Consider the following 23,942-nt stretch of genomic DNA (forward strand, 5'->3'; position numbering starts at 1 on the left):
GTGACCGAATAAGGCCGGACCATGGAAAAAAGGGCACTCATAACGTGGATGAGAGACCGATCGGGGCTGCTCCACTGGGAAAAGGGCATTCATAACGCAAATGAGTGACCAAATAAGGCCGGACCACGGAAAAAAGGGCACTCATAACGCAAATGAGTGACCAAATAAGGCCGGACCACCGAGAAAAGGGCACTCATAACGCAGATGAGAGACCGATCGGGGCTGCTCCACTGGGAAAAGGGCACTCATAACGTGGATGAGTGACCAAACAAGGCCGGACCACGGAAAAAAGGGCACTCATAACGTGGATGAGTGACCAAACAAGGCCGGACGACCGAGAAAAGGGCACTCATAACGTGGATGAGAGACCGATCGGGGCTGCTCCACTGGGAAAAGGGCGCTCATAACGCAAATGAGTGACCCAATAAGGCCGGACCACGGAAAAAAGGGCGCTCATAACGCAGATGAGTGACCAAACAAGGCCGGACCACGGAAAAAAGGGCGCTCATAACGCAGATGAGTGACCAAATAAGGCCGGACCACGGAAAAAAGGGCACTCATAACGCAAATGAGTGACCCAATAAGGCCGGACCACCGAGAAAAGGGCACTCATAACGCAGATGAGTGACCGATTGAGGCCGGACCATGGAGAAAAGGGCACTCATAACGCAGATGAGTGACCGATTGAGGCCGGACCATGGAAAAAAGGGCACTCATAACGCAGATGAGAGACCGATCGGGGCTGCTCCACTGGGAAAAGGGCACTCATAACGTGGATGAGAGACCAAACAAGGCCGGACGACCGAGAAAAGGGCACTCATAACGCAAATGAGTGACCCAATAAGGCCCCGCCACGGAAAAAAGGGCGCTCATAACGCAGATGAGTGACCAAACAAGGCCGGACCATGGAAAAAAGGGCACTCATAACGTACAGAAAGATGGTCATCATTAACGGCATCATAATTCCTGTACCGGCCGCTGCTGCTGTGAACCAATAATGATGACTACAAAAGACCGGGTCAACAATAGCCCGGTCTTGTTACATATAAAATGAAATGCACTATTAGTCTGCAAAACAACTTTTGTCGTACTGATAACCCACAGGTGCAGAAGATTTTCTAAGCTTTCCAGAAATCAGGTAAAGATGGAACAATCCCACTGCAGTTTTTTTGTTTCATAAAATTTTCTCCCCAAATGATGAATCGGCTATTTACATTCCCGGGAAGAGAGCGGGGAAAACAATCTTATTCCCCACACACTTTATTTCCCCCTGTCTTCCTTACTTTACCTTGCTTGATCCATTCATCGATTTGGTCTTTTGTCCATCCGGCCTTTTCTATATACAAAACTCAACCAATCCAACGCCCCCCAATCCCCCAGAATATGATACAATTTTGAATGAATACATAATAAAGAAACGTTTTTCTAATGCGGAACGTCTATAAAGGTACGAGGGGGGAAAAGGATGAAAAGACAATTGCAGATGATTGGTTTTTTTGCACTTGTTTTTATGTTTTTAAGTTTTGGTCTTACCTGCATTGTGCATGCAGATGAACAAGATATTAGGCTGAACATACAGGTAGACGCCGGATTAAATGGAAAAGTGAAGCAGCAGCAGGGCTATCCTGTTACGTTAACGATCACGAATGAAAAAGCAGATTTCACCGGGGACCTTGTCGTCACGCTACCAGTTGGCAACAAGGTTATCCCTATTGACATTGCCTCCGGGACAACGAAAATGATTACATTTTCGGTTCCGGCAATGCGGGAAGGTGCTTTCAGTCGAGGATCTAATCAAAAGGTGCAGCGTTTTCATTTATATGAAGGAAATTGGGAAGATGGCGAGGAAGTAACCATCGACACCAGTCTTGATTTGTCTCCTGCCTATATGGCGCGAGAAAAATTAGTGATAGGTGTACTTTCCGACCGTCCGGATAGTTTAAATTATATAAAATTAGCATCTTTCCAAGGTAATAGTCCGGAAGTTATTCATTTACAGGCAAGTGATCTCCCTGAAGATGCTACAGGGCTAGATGTTCTGGATATGCTTGTCATCAATGATTATTCGGTTGCGAAATTACCGGATAACATTCAAGCGGCCATGAAAGATTGGGTAGGAGAAGGTGGGACGCTTGTAACCGGTAGTGAGCCTGGGCTGCAGCAACAGTTTGGTGAACTTGCCGACTTATTGCCGCTAACAGTTAAAGGAAAAGAAATAGTTCAAAAGATGCAAGGTTTTAGTAAACTCTATCAAAAGCCGCTTCAAGCGGATAGCATAGAATTGTTTACCGGGGAGATCGACGAAAAAGCTCGTGTGCTGTATAAAGAAGATTCGCTTCCGTTAGTTGCTGAGAAGGCGTTTGGTCAGGGCGACGTTACCCAGGTCGCATTCGATTTGGGGTTACCTGTGTTGGCCGATTGGAAGGGAAGTCAATCATTGTGGGAAACTATTGGGAGCGATGCAGGCAATAGGAATTCGCAAATGATGCCGCTTAACTTGCGGATGAATGATCAATTGACGAACATGTCAAGAACCTTTCCGACGTTGGCGAATTTCAAAGTTTCAACGCTTTCTTACCTATTTATTGCGTATTTGTTGTTGATTCTTCCTGTTCTTTACATCGTTTTAAAAAAAGCAGATAAACGGGAGTGGGCATGGGTGGTCATTCCTGCTATTGCGGTTATATCAAGCGTTGGATTATACGCAGTTGGAGCGAAAGACCGCAGTGGTCACGTAAAAACTAATACAGTGTCGGTTATTTCCGTAGATGAACAGGGCATTGGAAGTGGTGACGGCTCCGTCTCCATGTTATCCAAAGGGGCCGGCGCATACACGTTGACTATGGACAGTGAGCTCGATCCTGTGGCTGCAAACAATCGATATAACCCACAGCAGACGGTGACAGACTTGCCGTTTGTTGAAGCAAAAGGAAAGCATACAGCGATTAACTATCGGAATGTGGAATTCTGGTCACCACGGAGTGCAGCAATTGATTATCCTGTGAAGAAATATGGTCACTTCCAGTCTGGTTTAACACGAGCAGATGATAACATAAGTGGACAGATCACCAATAATTTCAAACACGATTTGCACGACGTTTACTTGATCAGCGGAAACAATTACCAAAAGGTAGGAGATTTGGCTGCTGGTAAGTCCAAAGAAATCAGTTTCAGTGTGAAGGACAAGAGCTTTTATCAACGCCCAATTGAGGGAGTTGCTCAACGATTATTTGATCAGCTTGGTTCCATGACCCAACACAGCGATCAAGCGCTACAAGCGGATCTGTTGTCGATGGCTATTCGAAATAACATGCAGCGTAACGTTAATACACCTGTTTTAATCGGATTTAGCGACGAAGCGTTATATCCGGTAACCGTAAATGGCGATGAAACGGTTCAGAACAATCTTCATTTGTTCACCCAACCGGTAACGATTCAATTGCCTCGTAATGAAAAAAGCACTTTTTCATCCGAAATGAATTTACCAAACATATCGGTTCTTGATGGCCAAATTTTTCACAATGGGACGATGCAGAACCAACTTTTCTTTGACGCTGAATCGGGCACCTATTTATTGAGGTATGAACTGCCAGCATCGTTAAAAGAGCGAACGGTTCAGCTAAAGGAAATAGACGTGAGCATTCCGAACCACAGAAATGGAACCACCTATTCACTTCACAATGTTGAAAGTGATACGTATGAAGCAATAGATCAAAATCAGGCTTCTTTTGATCAGCGTGCTCATGAAAACTATATAACAGACAATGCGGTGGTTGTTCGTGTGAAAGCTAGTAGAGATGGTTCTATCAAAGTTCCAACGGTTCGCGTCAAAGGAGTGATAAACCCATGATAGAGATGATCAACTTAACGAAACGATACGGTCCGTTTACCGCACTGGAAAATCTGACCCTAACGATTGATAAAGGTACTGTTTTTGGGTTTGTCGGGCCGAACGGTGCCGGAAAGTCTACCACGTTTTCCATTTTGGCAACCCTTTTGGCACCAAGTGACGGTTCCGCATATGTGAATGGGTATGATGTGACGAAAAATCCCAAGCAGGTGCGCAGGCATATTGGTTATGTACCCGACTTCTTTGGTGTATATGATCAGTTTAAAGTCAATGAGTATTTAGATTTTTATGGTGCGAGTTATGGTATTTCCAGTACAGAAAGAAAGGCGATTATTCCGCAATTACTAGAGCTTGTCAATCTGACGGAAAAAGCAGACAGCTATGTTGATTTGCTCTCAAGAGGGATGAAGCAGCGTCTTTGTTTGGCACGCGCATTAATTCATGATCCGGAAGTGCTTATATTAGATGAGCCGGCGTCCGGACTTGACCCGCGCGCCCGGGTTGAAATGCGAGGAATCTTACGGGAGCTGAAGGATATGGATAAGACCATTATTATTTCATCCCATATTCTCCCGGAGCTTTCAGAAATCTGTGATGAACTGGGGGTAATTGAAAACGGGCAGCTAATCGCCAGTGGTAATGTCAGTGACATTGAACATCAATTGCAGGGGCAAAAAGTATTATTGGTGACGGTCAAAGACAATGTCGAGCAGGCTGTCCGCTTTTTTGAAGACGATCCAAACGTCGTCCGAATTGACCGGGACGAACAAAACGGACGACTTTTGCGGCTCTCTTATCAAGGGTCAGATGATGAGCAAATTGCATTGTTAAAAAAGGCTGTCAATAGTGACTTGTCCATTTTAACCCTTTCGCAAAAACAAACGAATTTAGAAGATATTTTCATGGAAATTACCAAGGGAGGCGAATAAATGGGGCGTTTACAAGCATTATTCATCAACCCTGTCTTAAATAAAGAAATCAAATTGCGGTTTCGGTCCTTTAAGAACTTTTTAGGCATCTTTTTGTTTTTGGCCATCTGCGGAGCGGTTAGTCTCGCGTTCATCTATATTGAGACGCAATTGTCGCATGATAGTTTTACAGCTTCTGACAGCAGAAATTTGTTTATGCTGCTGTCGATGGGGCAGCTTGGCTTAATCGTGTTTATCACGCCCGGACTGACAGCGGGTGCGATTAGTGGAGAAAGGGAAAAGCAGACGTTGAATATTATGTTGACGACACAACAATCCTCCACATCGATCATTTTAAGCAAGCTGTTTTCTTCCATCTTATTTCTGACTTTAATGTTAGTTGCGTCTTTGCCGCTATACAGTATTGTTTTCTTGTATGGTGGTGTTTCGCCGCAAATGGTATTTGTTACATTTGGTTATCAGTTATTGACGATGCTAACTATCGCAAGTATCGGCATCATGTTTTCGACGCTGATGAAAAGGACAATGCTTGCTACCATCACTACTTATGGCGTCATGCTATTTTTAGTTGTGGGTACGATCATTCTGTTTTTTATTATGCTCCGTTTCATCGTAGGGGTTTCGCAAGGACCACCGGGGGTAGGTCAACCCAGTCATATCATGCCATATTTGGTACTAATGCTGAATCCTGGCGTTGCGATGATGACATCATTTGAACAAAATATGTTTGTCTATCAATTTCAGCAACTGGGAATTGATTGGCCGCTTTGGCGAGGTTTTACCATATCCTATATAACAATGACAGTGGTTGCGTTGTTAATGGCGATCAAACGGTTACGACCCACGATGCGGTTAAAGGCAACGCGAAAGAAGAAGGGGTAACCGATGGAGCAGCAAAATCAGCTTTTTCAGTTGCTAAAAGAAGTGAAAAGAAAATTGTGGCTGCAAAAAACGGTACATCGTTTGTATACCGTACTTCTCATAGGTGCTGCCATTGGGTTAGTGTGGATCGGTCTCAGCCGTTTATTCGTCATTCTTTATGTAGGTGAAAAAATAGCCATCAGTTTTGGGCTCTTGATGATTGGTTTTGTCATTTATGTTTTCGTAAAAAAACCTACCAATCTTGATGCAGCTAAGAAATTTGATCAGCATGGACTGGATGACCGGGTGCTGACTGCCATGCATTTTAGCGAGGACACTTCACCTGTTGCCAGCTTACAGCGAAAAGACACGCTGACAAAGATGAAGCAGGTCCTGCCCGTTATGAAACAGGAAAAGATCCATGTCTTGCAATGGAAGAAATTACTTATCTTATGCAGCATGGTTCTGCTCGCTTATCTCGGCATTGCTTTTCCCAATGATGTACGGCAAACAGCCAAAGACACGGAAGAAGAACTCGAAATTGTGAACGAAAGCAAAGAAAAGCTTGAACAGTTTGCTGAGGAACATAAAGAAGACGCAGGCAAACAAGCAGAAGAAAAAGTGGATAAACTCATGGAAGACATGAAGCAGGAGAAAAAAGCTGCGGAATTGCAAGAAGATGTCCTGCGTGCAGAAAAACAGCTGAATAAACTAAAAGAACAAGCAAAAACGAGTCAGCAGCAGTTAAACAAAATGGCCGAACAATTAGCGAACAAAGGATTAAACAAGTTAGCAGAGGCCACCAAACAAATGAATGCAGGACAAATGCATTCACAAATGACGAAATTGCAGGAGCAACTGAACGACCTAGAGAAGGGAGACTTACAGGCGCTACAGAAAAAATTACAGTCGGCAGCGGACATGATGGGGATGGACAGTCATCATCGGAAAAAGATGATTTATCCAAGAAACAGCTCGAACAAATGATGGATCAGATGGAAAAACAGATGCAGGAGCTTGCAGAAGACGCCGGAAATGGTTCGAAGCTTGCGGCAGCACAGAAAGATTTACAAAAGCTTGCCCAAAACATGAATCAGCAAATGGCTGCTGCCGGTCTTGGTTCGCCCGGTTCACTGGCCTTTTCCAATGGTACGCCATCTGCAGGCGGCACATCCGGGGCGATTGGACAATCAGATCAACATCAGCAAGGACAGTCGGGAAAAGGATCTGAATCAAAAGGCAGTTCGGGCTCAGGAAGCGGTTCTGGATCCGGGAGTGGAAGCGGCTCAGGATCTGGAAACGGTCAAGGTTCCGGCAGCGGATCTGGCTCGGGAGCTGGTAGTGGTTCGGGATCAGGCAGTGGTTCTGGTTCAGGATCTGGAACGGGCAGTGGATCTGGTGGTAACGGTGCCGGTCTCGGTGCTGGGAATCACAATCTAACGGTTCCTGAAAAATTAGACGGGCAGGAAAATCAAACGGTAGATAAAGGTGAGATGGGCCAAGGTCCAAGCGAGCAACAAATAGCACCGAATGCGCCCATTCTTCCTGGTGAAGTGCGTTCCTACGAGGACGTTTATCAACATTATGAAAACACCTACCGTCAGTCTGTGGAACGGAATGATTATCCGGACCATTTGCAGCAAATGATTAAGGATTATTTTTCCGATATTAAGCCAAATGAGGGAGCGAATTAGTGTGGAAGAATTACAAGAAGAAGCGATCACAGACGTAAAGCAGCGAATCGATGCTGTGAAAGCTGAACTGAGTCGCTTTATCGTGGGACAGGATGACGTTGTCGAGCAGCTTTTATTGGGAATGGTTGCCGGGGGGCATGTATTACTTGAGGGGCTTCCCGGTCTTGGAAAAACAATGGTCGTTCGGAAAATATCGGAAGTCATGGATTTACAATTCTCCCGTATCCAGTTCACACCGGACTTAATGCCGACCGACATTACCGGAACGAATATGATCCAACCAAACGAACAAGGCGGGCAATCATTTGTTTTTCATCAAGGCCCGCTTTTTTCCAATATTGTTTTGGCTGATGAGATTAATCGGGCGACACCAAAAACGCAAAGTGCTTTATTGGAGGCGATGGGCGAGCGTACGGTTACGGTAATGGGTGAGATGCATCAATTAGCAGAGCCATTTTTTGTGCTTGCCACCCAAAACCCCATTGAATTAGAAGGGACGTACCCATTGCCAGAGGCGCAAATGGACCGTTTTATCATGAAAATTGACGTTTCCTATCCAACACGGGACGAGCTGAAAGAAATAGCCGTACGAACGACAGGTACAAGCGTTCAGACCTTAGAGAAACTAGTCGATGCTTCCTTCGTAATGAAGGCAAATCAAATGGCCAAACAAGTGCTTGTAGCAGAGCAGGTATTGGATTATGCTGTCCATGTTACGATGGCGACCCATCCGGATAACGAACATGCAACAGATGATGTGAAAAACTACGTGCTCTACGGTTCCGGACCAAGGGGACTGCAAAGTTTAATCGCGATTGCTAAGGTTCGGGCATTATTTGACGGGCGTTATAACGTATCGGTGGGAGATATGAAAAAGGCAGCATCGGCTGTGTTGCGTCATCGTATCTTTCTAAATTTTGAAGGTGAAGCAGCGCAAGTGGATAAAGATCAATTAATCGAGGAATTGCTCGTGTCTGCAGAAGAAAGGGCGTGATGAGATGCATACGCTCCTATCACCAGCCCTGGCTAACCGTCTTACGGCTTTCAGGCTTACCTCCAAGCGAGTTGTCCGGGGAGGGCATAAGGGCGAACGCCGGTCACCACGACTTGGTTCTTCCTTGGAATTCTCTGATTATCGTTTATACAGTCCTGGGGATGACCTGCGCCAAATCGACTGGAACACCTATGCACGAACACAAAAATATTATGTAAAACGTTTCCTGGATGAACAGGAGCTTTCGGTTTCCATCTATTTAGATTGTACAAAATCCATGGGAATGAAACAGGAAAAGTGGACAAGGGCAAAGGAATTTGCGGCTGCATTTGCATTTTTGGCGTTGACCAATTCCGACCGGTTAAGCGTGGTACCGGTTGCTTCTCCGACAGATGTTTACCCGTATACAAAAGGTAAAGCCATGACCAAGCGCGTGCTGCAGTTTATCGAGCGTGTTTCGCTAACAGATGGGAAGGAAGCATTCGGGGAACATCTCGCTAAGAACTTGCATCAAAGCAGAAAAGGGAGTCTTAATCTCATTATTAGCGACTTTTTAGATGATCCGACTGCTTTGTTTGCAGCGCTTAAAAAGATGCAGGCAAGACATCAGCAAGTGCTGCTCATCCAAGTCGTATTGCCGGAAGAAGTCAATCCTGATTACTTAGGGGATTTACAGCTTGTTGACCTTGAAACAGCCGAGCAACGTGACGTAGCCATGTCACCAAAAGTCATTAACAACTATAAACAACTATTCGAAGCTCATACACAATCTATCAAATCGTTTTGTCGGCAGCGGGGGATGGACTTGCTTACTTGTCCTACGTCCGATAGCTTGGAACAAAGCCTGTTTTCGTCTATGATGCGTCAAGGCTGGATAGGGAGGTGAAAGCGTGGGGTTTTTGGCACCTGCTTCTTTCTGGTTTTTAAGTGCGATTCCACTATTACTTGTCTTCTACTTTTTTAAAAAACAATATGAAACGCAAACGATTTCTTCTATCTATCTTTGGCAACGTACGCTTCACGAATGGGAATCGGACCGCTGGTGGAGGAAACTCCAGAAAAATATATTACTGCTTTTACAACTCCTGATCCTGCTTTTTTTGATTGTTGCACTGACACGTCCTTTTCTTGCCGGGGAGGAAGTTAACGGCGAACATCTCGTTATCGTGCTTGATTCATCCGCAACAATGGCTGCTGAACAGGATGGAACAACACGATTGGCCAGCGCTAAACAACAAGCCACAGATCTAGTTAAACAGCTGGGTGATGAACAGAAAGTAAGTATCATTCATGCGCAACAATCCCCTTCCCTGCTTGTCTCTAATCAGATGGATGACAAGGAGGCACTTGAGGCGATTGATCAATTGCAAGTGTCTTACCAGCATGAGAACCTCCGTGATAGTGTGCAATTAGCCCAATCACTCATGCAGCAGGGGGCAGGGGAGATACATATTTTCACCGATCAATTAACGAAAGAACGTTTACAAGAACTGGACACTGCCAGTCCGATCGTTGTCCATAACAGTCAATCATCACAGGAAAATATATCGCTCCGAACATTCGGCGTCAAACAAACGAACAATCATGTTACGGCACTTGTGACGGTGAAAAATGAAGCCTCACAAGCTAAAGATGTGACGCTGTCGATCAGTCATGATGGAAACGGATTGAAACAGGTGACCGAAACCATCCCGGCAAACGAACAACAAACGATTCGGCTTCGTGATTTACCTGTTCACGATTATTACCAGGCGAAAATAGATGATGATATCTACTCACTCGATAATCGTGTGTATGCGTTATTGCCAAAAGCGCAAACACCAGCTATTTATCTGGCAGGGGAAGTTAATCCATTTGTTAAACAGGCGCTGTTGTCCGCTGACATGCAGGTAACGACCGTCCCGAAAGACGAAAATGGTGATTACTCTTTTCCAGAAAACAAGCCTGCATCTATTTATCTATTATCCGGAGTGAAAGCCAAACAGTGGCCGGCTGGACCTAAGTTAATCATGTCACCTGCTGCTGGAGGTCCTTTTGACGTTCAAGCCAAGGAGTCATTAAACTATCGTCTAAAGCAAGTGGCAGATGACTCTATGTTAGCCTATTCCGATGTCGGCAATGTGTATTTAAAGCAAGCATATCCGATTGGTAAGTGGCATGGTTTAGCACCGCTTGTAAAAAGTGGGGAACAGGTTGTGATGGCGAAAGGGACGTATGAAAACGCACCAATGCTTCTATTTGCATTTGATCTCGATGATTCAGACTGGGCGCTGCAACCGGGTTTTCCAATTTTATTAGCAAATAGTGTGACACATCTCGCGGGAAGCGGCGAATCACTCGGCTATTATCAGCCAATGGAGACAACAGATATAAACCTGTCAACGACAACGGAGGAAGCGGTCATGGAACGATTGGATGGGGAGACAGTTGAAGACATACCGTTGAACCAACAGACGGTGACGATGCCAAGTCAGCCAGGCATTTACCAGCTCCACGAAAAAACAGCAACCGGATCGTTGTATCGCTATATTGTTGTTCAGTTGGATCATGACGAGCGCACTGCGGTGACAAGCGACTCGTTTACGATTGATGGATGGAAACAGGATGAGTGGGAAGTCCAATTATCGAAACAGGAAATCTGGCGTATCTTTGCAAGCGTGGCGTTATTTATCCTGTTTATCGAGTGGGAGGTGTATCGACGTGGCATTGCAGGTTGAACATCCTCTGTGGCTATTTGGCTTCATTCCTGTGGCTATTGTTCTTTATTTGTACTGGCGGTCGAACACACGGTTAACTGGTGGAAGAAAAATCGTATTGACCGTTTTACGTGCGCTTATTTTCACCCTTGTGATTGTAGCGTTAGCAGGCGTGCAAATGCGCTGGTCAGTTGAACAAGTGGATAGTGCAATTGTCGTTGACCGTTCACACAGTATGATGGAGAAGGAACAAACCGTATTAAGTCAAATAAATGATGCGCTGGAAGATAAGGCACCAGAAGACAAGGCTGGGGTTATATCCACTGGTAGAGAAGCAGTTGTAGAAAAACCTTTATCAGATCATGTTCGCGGTATTCAGTCATTTGAAACCGATACGAACCGCTCCTACACCAACTTAGCTTCGGGATTGCAGCTTGGTGGCAGTATGTTTTCCGCAAATGATACGGGTCGCGTGGTACTCATGACCGATGGCAATGAAAATATAGGGGATGCTGTCAGGCAGGCGACTTATTTACATAAACGCGGTTATGTTGTTGATGTTGTCCCTTTTTCGCCCGAATATAAAGATGATGTGGCACTTACCTCGTTTGACGTTCCGGAAACGATTTATTTAGGGGAGCAAGCCGCTCTTTCCATGACCATAGACAGCAGTATGGACACATCCGGCCAGGTCCGAATCAAGCAAGACGGACAAACCATTGTTGACCAAACGGTGTCCCTGAATAAGGGTTCGAATCAATTAGCGTTTCATCATTTGGTTTCGACAGATGGATTTCACACCTTTCGTGCTGAGGTTATCAGTGAGCGTGATCAAGTCGTGGAAAATAATCAACTGGCAGCCTTCGCGGAAACGAAAGGTCTGCCAAATGTGCTGATTGTTGAGGGGGAAAACGGAGCAGCAGCTAACTTGGAAAAAGCACTTGATGCATCGGCGGTTCAGGCGAAAACCATATCACCTGATTTATTGCCTAGGCAATTAAGCAGTTATTTAACGTATGACACGATTGTTTTCAGCAACGTGTCCGCACACATGGTAACCGGCAAACAAATGACTTTAATGGAGCGCGCGGTTAAAAATTTTGGTGTTGGTTTTATCATGACAGGCGGGGATCAAGCGTTTGGTGTTGGTGGTTATTTTAAAACACCGATTGAAAAATTACTGCCAGTGGATATGGAAGTTAAAGGAAAAAAAGAGCTGCCTTCGCTTGGTCTATCGATTGTGCTTGATAAATCAGGAAGTATGGGTGGGAATAAGATCGCACTGGCTCGTGAGGCGGCTGCCAGGTCGGTTGAACTATTAAGAGAAAAGGATACGCTTGGTGTCATTGCGTTTGATGGTACACCATGGCAAGTGGTTGAACCAGGCCCAATTGATGATAAGGAAGACGTGTTAAAGCAAATTCGGTCAATCACGGCAAGTGGGGGAACAGATATATTCACCCCATTGACACAAGCCTATGACCAAATGGATCCGCTGGAATTAAAGCGAAAGCATATTATTCTGTTAACAGATGGGCAGTCAGCAACTTCGACGAATTATCGGCAAATGATTGAGGAAGCACAGAACAAGGGGATAACCTTATCCACGGTAGCCATTGGCAGGCGAGCTGACGGACCGTTACTGGAAGAAATGGCGCAACTGGGTGGAGGTCGTTTTTACCAAGTGCACAACAATTCCAGTATCCCGACCATTTTATCAAGAGAAACATCCTTAGTGACCAGAACCTACATCGAGGATGATCCATTTTACCCGAAAGTTACTGCAGGCGCGGGTGGCTGGGGATCCTATTTTGACAAAGGCGTCCCACAGATGAATGCGTATATTGCCACAACACCCAAAGGACGCGCGCAGCAACTATTAACAAGTGAAAAAGATGATCCGGTCTTGGCGAGATGGCAGTATGGGTTAGGTAAAACGGTAGCTTGGACCTCTGACTTATCCGGCGAATGGGCTGGTGATTGGCCGCAATGGAAAAATTGGTCACCATTATGGAATGATATCGTGACCTGGACATTTCCACAGTATCAGAAAAAATCCTATCAAGTGTCGAAACAAATAGAGGGAAATCAGGTAACATTAAACGTAACAGCAGCAGACAATGAAACGTCCACCTTACATGCAACATTAGTACGTGATACCGGAGAAGAAGTGCCGTTCAACTTGCAACCAAAAGCGCCTGGTGCGTATCAAGGAGCTTTTGAAGCAAATAATCAAGGGGTTTACTTTTTACAAATCACCGAAAAACAAGACGATCAAGTCGTTGGCTCATTCAAAACAGGAATTGTTGTTCCATATTCACAGGAATATACATTCACACCGACAAATGATCATTTAATCGAGGAAATAGCATCAGCAGGAGGCGGCAAGGTAATCGATAACTTGGATCATGTCTTCTCATCAGAAGGCCTTCCTCCACGTTACGACAAACAGGATTTGTTCTACCTGTTCCTAACGTTAGCACTGCTTCTATTTCTGATGGATGTGGCGGTAAGAAGGTTTCGCATGAATGTTGCTTTTGTAAGTAAAATAAGCGAACGTTTTAAACGTAAACAAGAGAAAGTGCATGAAGATACAAAGCGTCGAGCTGCACAATTTAGTCAATTGAAACAAGCTTCAACCAAGCGGGAGAATGTGCCATCACGTAAGGCTAAACCAACAGCGAAAAAACAGCCGCAAGAAAAAGGAACAAAAACGGCGGAACAAGTTAAATCTGAGGGAACGGATCATAAAGAAAAAGAAAGCAAAGAAGACCGCTTGCAACGACTTCTCAAAGCTAAAAACAAGAAATAGGGATTCAGGTGGTTGTCCCGGTTGTCCTTCTCCGGTTGTGCGGAGTTGGTTTCTTTTCTTTACGAGCGCATAAATCTCGATACGTTGTTACGGTTTCAGTAACAAGGCGTTACGACAGGACGTCGCTTCTTAGCTTGCTTGCGTCTTTGTTCATTCTATGAATGACAGAAAGTTGTTGCATTATTCCTTTTTAAGATAATCCTCTGGTATAATAGATGCAGTGTAATAAGGTTTTCGTGGGTGGTGGCTCACCCCTTTAATAGAAAGGGGGTGATGCCTATGACAGTTTACGAGTCATTGATTGTAATGATTTCGTTCGCAGCGCTTGTCGTTGCCATTCTGTCAGAAAAAAAGTAACCACCCTGTTAGCCTAGCGAGCATTTAGGTGGTCACCTTTTCCTAATGTGAGCCGCCCCCTTGAAGGGCTGTTACACACAAGACCGTTTGGTGTACCAGCACCACTCGGTCTTTATTAATGTATTTCCTATCTATTTATATTATACACGATTTGTTGAAATGTTAAAATAAAAGTTGTCCTTTGGCTTTTTGGGTACCATACTGTTCATCCTATCAGAACATTGTTTTCCTTATAAACTACCTAATAAAGATAGATATGTACTGCAGGGGGAAAAAAGAACGTCAATGATATAGTTAATTTTGTTTGGTCTATAGCAGAAAAATTGCAAGGCCCTTATAAAAAAGAGGATCATTACGTTTGGCAATACACTGTCAAACGGCCAATTCCTGGAATATAGCTAAAAGGAGCAAACCACATGCTTACAAAAAAATTATACTATCAAGACCAGTATCAACGGTCATTTACAGCTAATCTGCAAAGGTCGGGCAAAGATGGACAAGGGCGTTTTTATGTTGTCTTGGATCAGACTGCATTTTACCCAACCGGTGGCGGACAGCCGCATGATACCGGAACGCTGAATGATGTGAACGTGTACGACGTAGAAGAAGTGGACGGAGAAATTCGGCATTACTTAGAGGAACCTGCCGAGGGATACCATACATTTACTGGAAAAATCGATTGGGAGCGGCGGTTCGACCATATGCAGCAGCACGCTGGACAACACATATTATCTGCAGCTTTTGACAACGAATTTGGCTTGAAAACAGTCAGCTTTCACTTAGGCACGGAAGTATGTTCCATTGACCTGGAAACAGTGAACCTATCCGACGAGGAAGCGGCTCAGGCAGAGGCTATCGCCAATAAGATTATCCTGGAAAACCGTCCGTTGGATACGAAATGGGTAACCGAAAATGAATTAGCTGCCTATTCGCTCAGGAAAGCCGTCTCCGTTACCGACCATATTCGTCTCGTTATCATTCCGGAATTCGATTATAACGGCTGTGGCGGCACACATCCTGATTCCTGCGGGCAGGTTCAATCGATTAAAATATTGCATTGGGAAAAACAAAAAAAGCATAAAATACGTGTTTATTTTGTTTGCGGAAACCGCGTCCTCAGGCAGCTTGGTGCGAAACATCAGGTCACACAGCGGCTCACAGCCACGTTAAATGCACCGCAGGAAAAGCTGGACGAAGCGGCAAACAAGGCTTTACAGCAAATAAAAGACCATGAAAAAACGATCGATACATTGAAATCGGAACTGATCAAGTATGAAGCAGGCGCCTATATTGATCACGCGGCCTGCATCAACGACCGCAATATCGTTCAGGCAATTTTTCAAGACCGGCCAATGCGTGAGCTCCAGCAATTGGCAAAGCACATTACGGTAAGCACAACGAATATCTTGGTGCTTCTCATTAGCGAAACCGACAATAAACTGCAGTTGGTTTGTTCGAAAAGTGACGATGTACCTGCCAACATGAATGATGTTGTTCAACAAACACTGCCTCTTATTAATGGAAAAGGCGGTGGGAACGGTTCGACTGCACAAGGAGGAGGCGACAAGACCATCGCAGCTCAGAAGGTTATGGAGGCGCTTGTGAGTCAGGTCAGCAGCCTGACACAAAAGTAGGTTCTGCAGGCCCTTCGCCGGGAGGAGCGCTTCTTTAATATGGAGCGTTTGTCGATGGAATAGTGCCTGATTTGTTGAGGAAACTTTTCACGTATTCTATAGGAGAGAGTGTGCTTATGCGTTGTTTTTGTGAGAATGGAGAAATAGTTGATTTAAAGTGAAATCAGCAAAAGCCCATGAAATGTCACTAAACTTTCCCCATGATTTCAAATCTACATTATCAAAAAGAACGAAAGAAATAGGTTGCAGATTGGCTTCCGGACTACCAAGGATTTTTACCCTATGCGGATGCTTTTGGGTCGGTCCAGTTTTAGTTACTTTCAGTCCTTTTACCATAATTAATATTTGCGACAATAATAAGGACAGGACGTTTTTTCAAGCCCTGTCCTTCCTGCTGCCAATCTTCAATTGCGTTTTTGAAAACTTGTTACGACTGTCATGTTGTGTAATAGGCATCTTTTTGTCCTCCTTATTACACATACATACACCCTTCAAAACAGGTTGGTGATTCTCCCTTCGCTCAAGTTGTCACAAATTTGGGTTTCATTTCCAAACAATTTGGTTATGGTCGGGGATTGGCTTCTCTTATAGGCGGCGGGAACGATTCCATTGCACAGGGGGGACAAGGCTATCGCAACCCCGGAGTTCATGAAGGTGTTAGTGAATCGGGTCTACAGCACTATGGCGTAAGCCGGTTGACCTCTTGGGTTGTAGACTTCTGCCAGAGGAGCACCGAGAAAAGGGATAGGCAACTTGTCTACTATGCACTCGTAATAAAAGCGTTTATTACGCCAAGGCCTTTAATCTTATCCAGGTTTTGAAGCACTTGTTTTTTCCCTGAATATGGGCCAGCCTCCACGCAATAGAGTTCACCGCTATCGACTTTATATATTTTAATGTCTGCATTAATGTTATTCTTGGTTATTAAATTATACTGGTGCTGAGCACGCTTTTTCCTGTCAGTTGTACCCACAACTATCTTATACTTCCCCATAAAAATCCTCCTAGTTCCGTTTACAGGTAGTATATTCAACTGTTAAGCAAAGGAATGGTCGATGGACATGGGTTTTTGTAAATTGATTAAATAATCTAATAGAAACTAAGGCGGGATAGCGAATACTGTCGGACAAAACGCTGGAAGAAGGTGGTTTTTTTCCGTGGAGAATGAAGTAACACTGAGGAAAGTGTATCACCTCTCATGCGGGACAACGGTAGCATAAATCAAAATTTCCGATTAGATAGATACCCATGTTTAAAAACTATCTTCCAATATAATAGTGAATTTATAGCTGATGATGAAAGTAACTTATTGGATGATTATACGGATGCCTTAAATTACTTTTTAAATAAATGGACAGTCATAAACTACAAAATTCAAAAACCCTCTACTCTTTTTCGGCATATTTGATAAAATAGTACTAGAAATAGATATAATTTCTTAAATAAGTCGGGTTGGTGAATTTTATGGAGAACTATTCACGTCTGATTTTTCAAATGAATATAAATGAAACGGTAATTGAAGAATTAGTTTCTTTTTTATGCGAGGGGACCAAAGTCTACTTTTTTACATATGACCCTACTGACATATTATTCGAAAATAAAGTTATCAAATTTGCTACTGATTTCCAACTCTTTTTTGCTTATGAGGTTCCATTTCATAGTGAACTTCATTATTCTTTCAATCACACTAATGGAGAGGTACCTAAACCAGTGCTGGAGTTCCTCGATAAAAATGCAGCTTATTTTAATAAGCAACAATTCCTTATTGAACATGCTCTCGTAAATGAAAATATCAGTGTATCTGCTGGAGCAGGTACTGGAAAAACGACAGTCATGCTTAATCGGATTATGTTTTTGAAATATAAAAATCCGAGTATGACGTTCTCAGAGCTGGCTTTAATCACATTTACTAATAAGGCAGCTAATAACATGCGTCAAAAATTAATCGATAAAATAAAGGTATATTTTAAAATTACCAATGACTTAAAGTATCTTAGTTGGCTACAGGAATTGAAAGATATGACAATCGGAACCATTCATTCGTTTGCCCGCCAAATTTTGAATTTGAATATGAATTCGATGTTTGAGAATAAAGATATACGGGTGAGTAAGTTTACTTACAAACGACGAAAGATTATTGAAGAAGTTATCGATGAATTCCATGAAGAAAAACCAAAGCTTTTTGCTAAGTTTAAATATATAGAGCAATATCGAATTGTCTATGCTGTCGAGTCAATTATCAATCAATTACGAAATTATTCTTTTTCTGTAAATGCAATCCAAAATATGGATTTTGGATATGCCGATGACGGTTCCCATGAACTTTTTGAGTTTGTTGTTAAAGAAACAATAAATAGGTTGGAAACATACAAAGCAGAGGCAGGGTATATTGAAGTAAATGACTTAATCACCAATCTAGAGCTGCTGAAGTCAAAGGAAATAGGTTATGAGATCCCATTCAAATATATCTTTATTGATGAGTTTCAGGATACAGATAGACAACAGACGATGTTCTTTTCATATTTGGTAAATCATTATCCGCTATCATTATTTGTTGTGGGTGATGTAAAGCAAAGCATTTACAGGTTTAGAGGTGCTGACTATACTGCTTTTAAACAATTGAAGGGTCAAGTAACCATTCATCAGGAACATTTTTTACAAATTAATTATCGATCGGATAAGAATCTGTTAACTCAGTTGAACAATATATTCAAGGTCTGGCCCGATTGGGTCAAAACATTTAAATTTGACAAAAAGGATTACCTTATAGACGGGTTTGAACCGGAAAAACAGTTGGATAAGCCCGTTGTTAATCAAACTTTTCAGACAAATGCAAGCCTTATCAACTATTTAAGGAAAGTAGAAAACACTGATACAGCAGTTCTGGTAAGATCTAATCGTGAAGTAAATGAATTATCAGCACTTTGTGAGGAGAACAATATCTTTTATACCGCAGATCGAGATGGAGATTTTTATCGGACGATTGCTGTCAGGGAGTTTTATCAACTTTTAAAGCGGTTTACCCATCCAAAAGTATGGAACAATCGCTACATGCTTCACCTTTCTTCTTATGGTGAGCGTAGTCTTCCTGTGGCGGATGTGTTATCTGGGTTCAATGCAGACAAGATGTATATAAGGCAATTGCTAACTGACAAAGATCAACTACTAGAGCCATTTGAAGAACAATTTAAGAATAAACCAGTATTTGAAGTACTGCAAGAAATTGTTCAAACGATAAATCCGGCAAAGGTTTATGCAGAAAGATTTATTTCAGATAAATCGGTGACTGGTACAGAAAAAGATGCAAAATATTATCTAGAGCAAGCTAGAACTTTGAGCCATGAGTATCAATTAAACCTTGATCATCTTATATATTTATTAAAAGAAGAATCTAGAGGAACTGTCCCGACGTTAAGTAAGCTTTTAAATATACTGTCACTAAAAATGACTACAGATAAAAGCATAACAAAACTTACCTCAACAGAACCGGGAAACGCACGCTTGTCCATTATGACAGTACATAAGGCAAAAGGTCTGGATTTTGACTACGTTTTTCTTCCGTATACAGAAAGAAGTTTTAATAGTTACTCAAAAACTGATGTTGTCACCAGCGGGAATGCTATAGGCTATAAAACGTTTATTTCTAAGGGTAAAACCTATAAAAATGATGTATATAAATCTTTGCGGACTGATGAGATTTTTGAGGAGGCTGGTGAGGAGACACGTTTGCTTTATGTCGCATTGACTAGGGCAAAAAAGGGTGTTTATTTGGATGCTCCAGATTATTCGCACAGTCAAACTGCAACTCGGTGGGGTGATTTGATTGCAAAAGGACTTGAAAAAGAAACAACAAACACAGCACATTAATGGGCTATTCCCGTACCAGACATATACATCTTTGGCGTCTTGTTTAGATCAACAAATTTATTCTGATAAAGAGCTCCATATATTCGGATTAGGTTCTTTGGCCGCAAAAGTTAAAAAGAATTTTAATCTTATTGTAAACACCTTTACGGATTTATCCTATTTATTGTTCAATGAGTATCATCGTGCTGAGACGCATATCTATTTTCAGTCGACATTAAGGAAATTAATTCAAGAGGGCTATTTCAATCACCAAAACTATTTAATAAACCGGTTGTCCGCGATTGTCGATACGATGTATACAATTGCGGATATCGGTGTAGAGGAAATTCCTGTTCAACTTTATAACGGTAGGCAAAAGGAAGTAATGTATCTTGTTAATCGGTTACTGGAAGAAAGCATTGTTAAAGACTATAATGATCAAAAGGTTCATCTAACAAAAGAAAATATCTCCTTGAAGTTGGCGGGGCACACTAGAATAGAAAAGTTTATTTTTTATGAGGTGGAATATTTAAATTATGGCCGTATGAATTTAATTCATTTTCTTCATCGAAAGGGTTTTAAAATAGAATTCCGTATTCCATACCAACATCAATATCAACGAACGTTCGGTTATTGGAAACAGGTTTATGAAGTTGTCACCAAGCAGAAAATTTGGGATTCGAATGTTAACGAGGGCCCAACAAATCACAAAGGGGAACGGTTTGCTTTATTCAATGAGGGAATACCTTCCAAATTAAACGAGCGGGACAATGTTTCTGTCTTTGAATTCGAATCTCAACATAGTTTTCGAACGTACTTTCAAAAAACAGATGACCATATTTTTTCTATTAATCCAGATGAAATCCAAACATTAGTTAGCGATACTTTTAGTGAGCTATACGAAAATACAATTGGTAGATTTCCATATCATCTTCAGTACTGCACGTATTGGAATGGTAAAATTTATTTATCTTACCAAAATCTGATTGATTTAATTACAAGTGAATGGGTGAGTTTAGAAGATGCCAAAGGTAAAGATGGGCTTTCACTTATGATGGACCTTTCGGATTATATGTCAGGTATTGAAACGACTGAAGATGTCAAAGAAAGACTGTACCGTTTGCAGGAACTGGACATTCTTAACAAGTCATTTGACAGAGAGAATAACGAGGATACTGGAAGAAATAGAATGAAGCGTTATATGTTAAACCCATTTCGAACGTTTTCCTTTCTTCATAGTGAAAGATACGATATAACCATTAAGCAGCTGATTAATTTGGTAGAGGAATTTGAAAGGCTCTGCGGTTACTTGTTACCGTCTGAAACGGAAATCGTTCCAGTTAACACCTATTTTGCGAGATGGCAAGAAACTTTTCGGAATCGAATAGGGTATGAGAATCAAGTGTGGGACCAAGTATTTGTAGAGCGCTTTCCTGATGACTGGGAATTTTCTGCTCCAGAACTCTTGCAGCTAATCTATTTGACAGCTTCCAACTTTAAAACGAAAAAAACAGATATTCATTCACTACCAACCCTTTGGGAGAAAATGTTAGATGGCAATCAAAATCAAACACTTCATCTGACCAATATTACTCAGATGAATTTCCCGGAAAGGCATTCCAGCACCAGTCCATCATTATTTTTTAACCACAGTGAATTTAAAAGCATGATTCAAGCTGTGACATCCTCTATGAGAAACAGGCTGTTGCATGCTTTATGGGTCGATTATACGGTTGAAGAGAATTTTCCTAAACTTGGATTATATCAACTATACAATATGTTGGCAAATTATGATGGTCCTGTGAAATTCAGTTGGATAAAAAATCTTCAGGAAGACTCACTCAGAAATATTTATTTAGAAATATTAGCCGATTTATACAATGACGGAAAGATTGAGTCATATACACCACAAGATAGGCTAACATTAGATAAAATGCAGAAAAGGGAACTTGTACAAAAACCGGATATTGATGTAAAGCAATTCCATAATAAAATACCGGATGTTTATTGGCTGAACCACGATTTCTGTTCAAAAAAATTTTTCATGGCAACCTTTATTGATCAGGAACCTATTTACGAACAAGAATTTCATCACCAATTTCTTTTTAGTAAAATAGGGAAGTTATTTTCTATATCTCAGTCAGAGCGAGAGGCGTTTCAAAACTATATTTTCCCTTTGTTTCCACACTGGACTTTTACAAAAAAAGAGAATCTTATTGACATGGAATATCAGGTAAAGCTTCGTAAGTATAAAAATTTCGAAAACATCACTTATCCACGCGAATTGCAAAGCCTACAGATTTTGCGCAGTTTGTATCGAGAGAATCGCCGAACCAAGGCCAGAAATCAGTACCGTAAGTACAAGGATTTCAATGATAAGGAAATTATAAAGCAGTTTAAGAAGAATATTAATCAGTTTGAAGTGAAGGCAGAGCCGGGTAATCATTGTAAAATGTGTCAGTTTTTAAAGATTTGCAGTGAAGGGATGTATGCCATTGACAACAACGACAATTGATCGGAAGAAAGAAATTGAAGCGTTCGGCAGGCGATTATCAAGAAGATGGAAGAACTACTTTTCATTAGAGGGGCTCCTACCCGGAATTGTACCGACAAATGAACAAAAACAAGTGGTGCAATCAAACGAGAAACAGTTAGTGATTAGGGGATCTGCCGGCAGTGGAAAAAGTTTAATGCTCGTTTATCGCTTGATTAAATTGATGGAACAGGAAGAGTCTCGCCAAAAAATTCTTTACGTTACTTTTAATCAAACGTTAACACAGGATACCCGGAAACGGCTAAATCAATCCGATAAATACCGTGAATTGTCGCAAACACATGATGTTGAAGTCATCACGTACCATGATTTAGTACGAAATATACTAATGTATGAATGTGGGTATCCAAATATTAATCGATTGCAAATGAAACAATCTTCTATAACAGAACATGAATCATTCATTGAATCCAAGATTATGACTATCCTGGATCAGTTTAAACATTCGTCAGAATATGAAAAATACGAGAAACTATTTAAGACGCATTCGGCTAAATTTTTACGTGAAGAATTTTTCTGGATGAAGGCAAATGGAATCAATACGTGGGATCAATATTCAATTAAAGAGCGTAAAGGTCGTGGTCATAGTCCAAATGTCGCAAAAAGACAGCGGCCCACTATTTTCCATTTGTTTGATCTGTATCAGGAATTTATGAAGACCAACTTCAAAACGCCACAGTTGGATATGGAAGATTATGCACTGCACTTACTTAATGAACTGCAGCTAAATCCGAATGCATCATTTAAATACGACCATATTTTGGTGGATGAATTTCAAGATCTTCAGCCAATGCAAATCAAAAGTCTTGTGAAACTTGCAAAGAAATCGATAACATTAGTAGGTGATGCTAAACAGCGTATTTATAAACGGACACCGGTTTCTTACAAGGATCTCAATTTAAAGGTGAACTCAAGAACAAATCAAAGGCTGACAAAGAATTTCCGGTCGACTAAGCAGATTATGAACCTAGCAAGTGCCCTTCAATTTACGGACGTGGAGAATGTTCGGGAAGATGATCAAAACTTTTTCCGAGAGGGGCCGAAACCGGAGATTAAACATTTTACAACTATGAAACGTTTGGCCAGTCAAATGAAAAAAGAAATAAATCAATTGCAGACGAACCATCCTGGAAAGTCAATTGCTGTTATCCATCGTTATAACGACAATGAAGTGAAACAATATGGAAATCTTCGTCATGCTCTTGAACGGGACTTTCACGTTATTGGAATAGAGCAATATGGGAAAAGTTTTAATTACAATAAAGAGAAGAAGCCGATATTCTTTACCAATCCTTTTGAGATTAAGGGACTGGAGTTTGACTTTGTGTTTATTGTTCACTTTGATAGAATGCATTATCCCTCCTCCGAAAGAATAAATGATCTGAAAAAAAGATATGACACAAAAAAGATTAACTATCAGAATTATGATAAAGACTATGATGACATACTAAATGATGAGAAAAAAGTATTGTATGTCGCTAACTCCCGAGCAAAAGAAGAATTAAAAATTTTTTACGCTGCTGAAAAGCAGATAAGGATCTCCCCATTTGTAAATGATTTCGATACACGTGACTATGTAAGTAATTTCAGTAAAAGTAAATATAAAAATAATTGAAAAACTATTAAGAGTTCGATTTGGTTTAAAATTTGTATTCTATGTGAATGCCTTTGGGTTGGTCCGGTTGTTACTATTGAGTGTTAATAGTGCTTAAGAA

15 protein-coding genes are annotated in these 23,942 nt (G+C 41.8%); 14 read left to right on the top strand and 1 reads right to left on the bottom strand.

What is annotated here, in order from left to right:
• Positions 1-1,465 precede the first annotated feature (1,465 nt).
• From FFL34_RS14775 to FFL34_RS14820, 11 genes are all read left to right on the top strand, one after another.
• A complete protein-coding gene (locus FFL34_RS14775; protein ID WP_138604104.1) occupies positions 1,466-3,850 on the top strand; it encodes a hypothetical protein in 2,385 nt (794 codons plus the stop codon).
• Entirely contained in the window at positions 3,847-4,779 is a 933-nt protein-coding gene (locus FFL34_RS14780) for an ABC transporter ATP-binding protein (RefSeq protein ID WP_138604105.1), read from the top strand. The genes FFL34_RS14775 and FFL34_RS14780 overlap by 4 nt, the downstream gene beginning before the upstream one ends.
• Positions 4,780-5,661 (top strand): ABC transporter permease, encoded by an 882-nt coding sequence (locus FFL34_RS14785; protein ID WP_138604106.1) that lies wholly within the window; start codon positions 4,780-4,782, stop codon positions 5,659-5,661.
• A gap of 3 nt (positions 5,662-5,664) precedes the next feature.
• Positions 5,665-6,627: an AAA family ATPase gene (locus FFL34_RS14790; RefSeq protein WP_138604107.1), complete on the top strand. Its 963-nt coding sequence runs from the start codon at positions 5,665-5,667 to the stop codon at positions 6,625-6,627.
• Positions 6,624-7,334, top strand: coding sequence for a hypothetical protein (locus tag FFL34_RS18845; protein WP_171046396.1), 711 nt, complete (start codon positions 6,624-6,626; stop codon positions 7,332-7,334). The genes FFL34_RS14790 and FFL34_RS18845 overlap by 4 nt, the downstream gene beginning before the upstream one ends.
• On the top strand, positions 7,318-8,328 hold the full coding sequence (locus tag FFL34_RS14800) for an AAA family ATPase (protein ID WP_138604108.1): 1,011 nt from the start codon (positions 7,318-7,320) through the stop codon (positions 8,326-8,328). The genes FFL34_RS18845 and FFL34_RS14800 overlap by 17 nt, the downstream gene beginning before the upstream one ends.
• A gap of 4 nt (positions 8,329-8,332) precedes the next feature.
• Complete coding sequence (locus tag FFL34_RS14805) at positions 8,333-9,214, top strand: DUF58 domain-containing protein (protein ID WP_138604109.1); 882 nt, start codon at positions 8,333-8,335, stop codon at positions 9,212-9,214.
• A gap of 4 nt (positions 9,215-9,218) precedes the next feature.
• Positions 9,219-11,045, top strand: a complete 1,827-nt coding sequence (locus tag FFL34_RS14810) for a vWA domain-containing protein (protein WP_138604110.1) — start codon at positions 9,219-9,221, stop codon at positions 11,043-11,045.
• The gene (locus FFL34_RS14815; RefSeq protein ID WP_171046397.1) at positions 11,029-13,836 is read left to right on the top strand and encodes a VWA domain-containing protein; all 2,808 of its coding nucleotides are present in this window, start codon (positions 11,029-11,031) and stop codon (positions 13,834-13,836) included. Before FFL34_RS14810 ends, FFL34_RS14815 begins: the two co-directional genes overlap by 17 nt.
• A 279-nt stretch (positions 13,837-14,115) precedes the next feature.
• Positions 14,116-14,193, top strand: coding sequence for a putative holin-like toxin (locus FFL34_RS19065; RefSeq protein WP_407656622.1), 78 nt, complete (start codon positions 14,116-14,118; stop codon positions 14,191-14,193).
• Positions 14,194-14,609: 416 nt separating this feature from the next.
• Positions 14,610-15,827: an alanyl-tRNA editing protein gene (locus FFL34_RS14820; protein WP_138604112.1), complete on the top strand. Its 1,218-nt coding sequence runs from the start codon at positions 14,610-14,612 to the stop codon at positions 15,825-15,827.
• A gap of 760 nt (positions 15,828-16,587) precedes the next feature.
• On the opposite strand, the gene FFL34_RS14825 is transcribed toward FFL34_RS14820, so the two are convergent.
• Positions 16,588-16,821, bottom strand: coding sequence for an SPOR domain-containing protein (locus FFL34_RS14825; RefSeq protein ID WP_138604113.1), 234 nt, complete (start codon positions 16,819-16,821; stop codon positions 16,588-16,590).
• A gap of 470 nt (positions 16,822-17,291) precedes the next feature.
• On the opposite strand from FFL34_RS14825, the gene FFL34_RS14830 reads away from it, so the two are divergent.
• Genes FFL34_RS14830 through FFL34_RS14840 form a run of 3 tightly spaced genes read left to right on the top strand, consistent with a single transcriptional unit; the run spans position 17,292 to position 23,842 of the window.
• A complete protein-coding gene (locus tag FFL34_RS14830; RefSeq protein ID WP_138604114.1) occupies positions 17,292-19,694 on the top strand; it encodes a UvrD-helicase domain-containing protein in 2,403 nt (800 codons plus the stop codon).
• On the top strand, positions 19,651-22,188 hold the full coding sequence (locus FFL34_RS14835) for a hypothetical protein (protein WP_138604115.1): 2,538 nt from the start codon (positions 19,651-19,653) through the stop codon (positions 22,186-22,188). Before FFL34_RS14830 ends, FFL34_RS14835 begins: the two co-directional genes overlap by 44 nt.
• Positions 22,169-23,842 (top strand): UvrD-helicase domain-containing protein, encoded by a 1,674-nt coding sequence (locus FFL34_RS14840; RefSeq protein WP_171046398.1) that lies wholly within the window; start codon positions 22,169-22,171, stop codon positions 23,840-23,842. The genes FFL34_RS14835 and FFL34_RS14840 overlap by 20 nt, the downstream gene beginning before the upstream one ends.
• The last annotated feature ends 100 nt before the right edge of the window (positions 23,843-23,942 follow it).

It is taken from the genome of Lentibacillus cibarius, assembly GCF_005887555.1.
Taxonomy (GTDB): Bacteria; Bacillota; Bacilli; order Bacillales; family Amphibacillaceae; genus Lentibacillus; species Lentibacillus cibarius.

What these genes read in the sequence shown, in the direction of transcription:
- FFL34_RS18845 (WP_171046396.1), top strand. Translation starts at nt 6,624, where the DNA reads ATGATGGATCAGATGGAAAAACAGATGCAGGAGCTTGCAGAAGACGCC.
- FFL34_RS14825 (WP_138604113.1), bottom strand. Translation starts at nt 16,821, where the DNA reads ATGGGGAAGTATAAGATAGTTGTGGGTACAACTGACAGGAAAAAGCGT.
- FFL34_RS14785 (WP_138604106.1), top strand. Translation starts at nt 4,780, where the DNA reads ATGGGGCGTTTACAAGCATTATTCATCAACCCTGTCTTAAATAAAGAA.
- FFL34_RS14800 (WP_138604108.1), top strand. Translation starts at nt 7,318, where the DNA reads ATGAGGGAGCGAATTAGTGTGGAAGAATTACAAGAAGAAGCGATCACA.
- FFL34_RS14820 (WP_138604112.1), top strand. Translation starts at nt 14,610, where the DNA reads ATGCTTACAAAAAAATTATACTATCAAGACCAGTATCAACGGTCATTT.
- FFL34_RS14830 (WP_138604114.1), top strand. Translation starts at nt 17,292, where the DNA reads ATGGAGAACTATTCACGTCTGATTTTTCAAATGAATATAAATGAAACG.
- FFL34_RS14790 (WP_138604107.1), top strand. Translation starts at nt 5,665, where the DNA reads ATGGAGCAGCAAAATCAGCTTTTTCAGTTGCTAAAAGAAGTGAAAAGA.
- FFL34_RS14805 (WP_138604109.1), top strand. Translation starts at nt 8,333, where the DNA reads ATGCATACGCTCCTATCACCAGCCCTGGCTAACCGTCTTACGGCTTTC.
- FFL34_RS14780 (WP_138604105.1), top strand. Translation starts at nt 3,847, where the DNA reads ATGATAGAGATGATCAACTTAACGAAACGATACGGTCCGTTTACCGCA.
- FFL34_RS14775 (WP_138604104.1), top strand. Translation starts at nt 1,466, where the DNA reads ATGAAAAGACAATTGCAGATGATTGGTTTTTTTGCACTTGTTTTTATG.
- FFL34_RS19065 (WP_407656622.1), top strand. Translation starts at nt 14,116, where the DNA reads ATGACAGTTTACGAGTCATTGATTGTAATGATTTCGTTCGCAGCGCTT.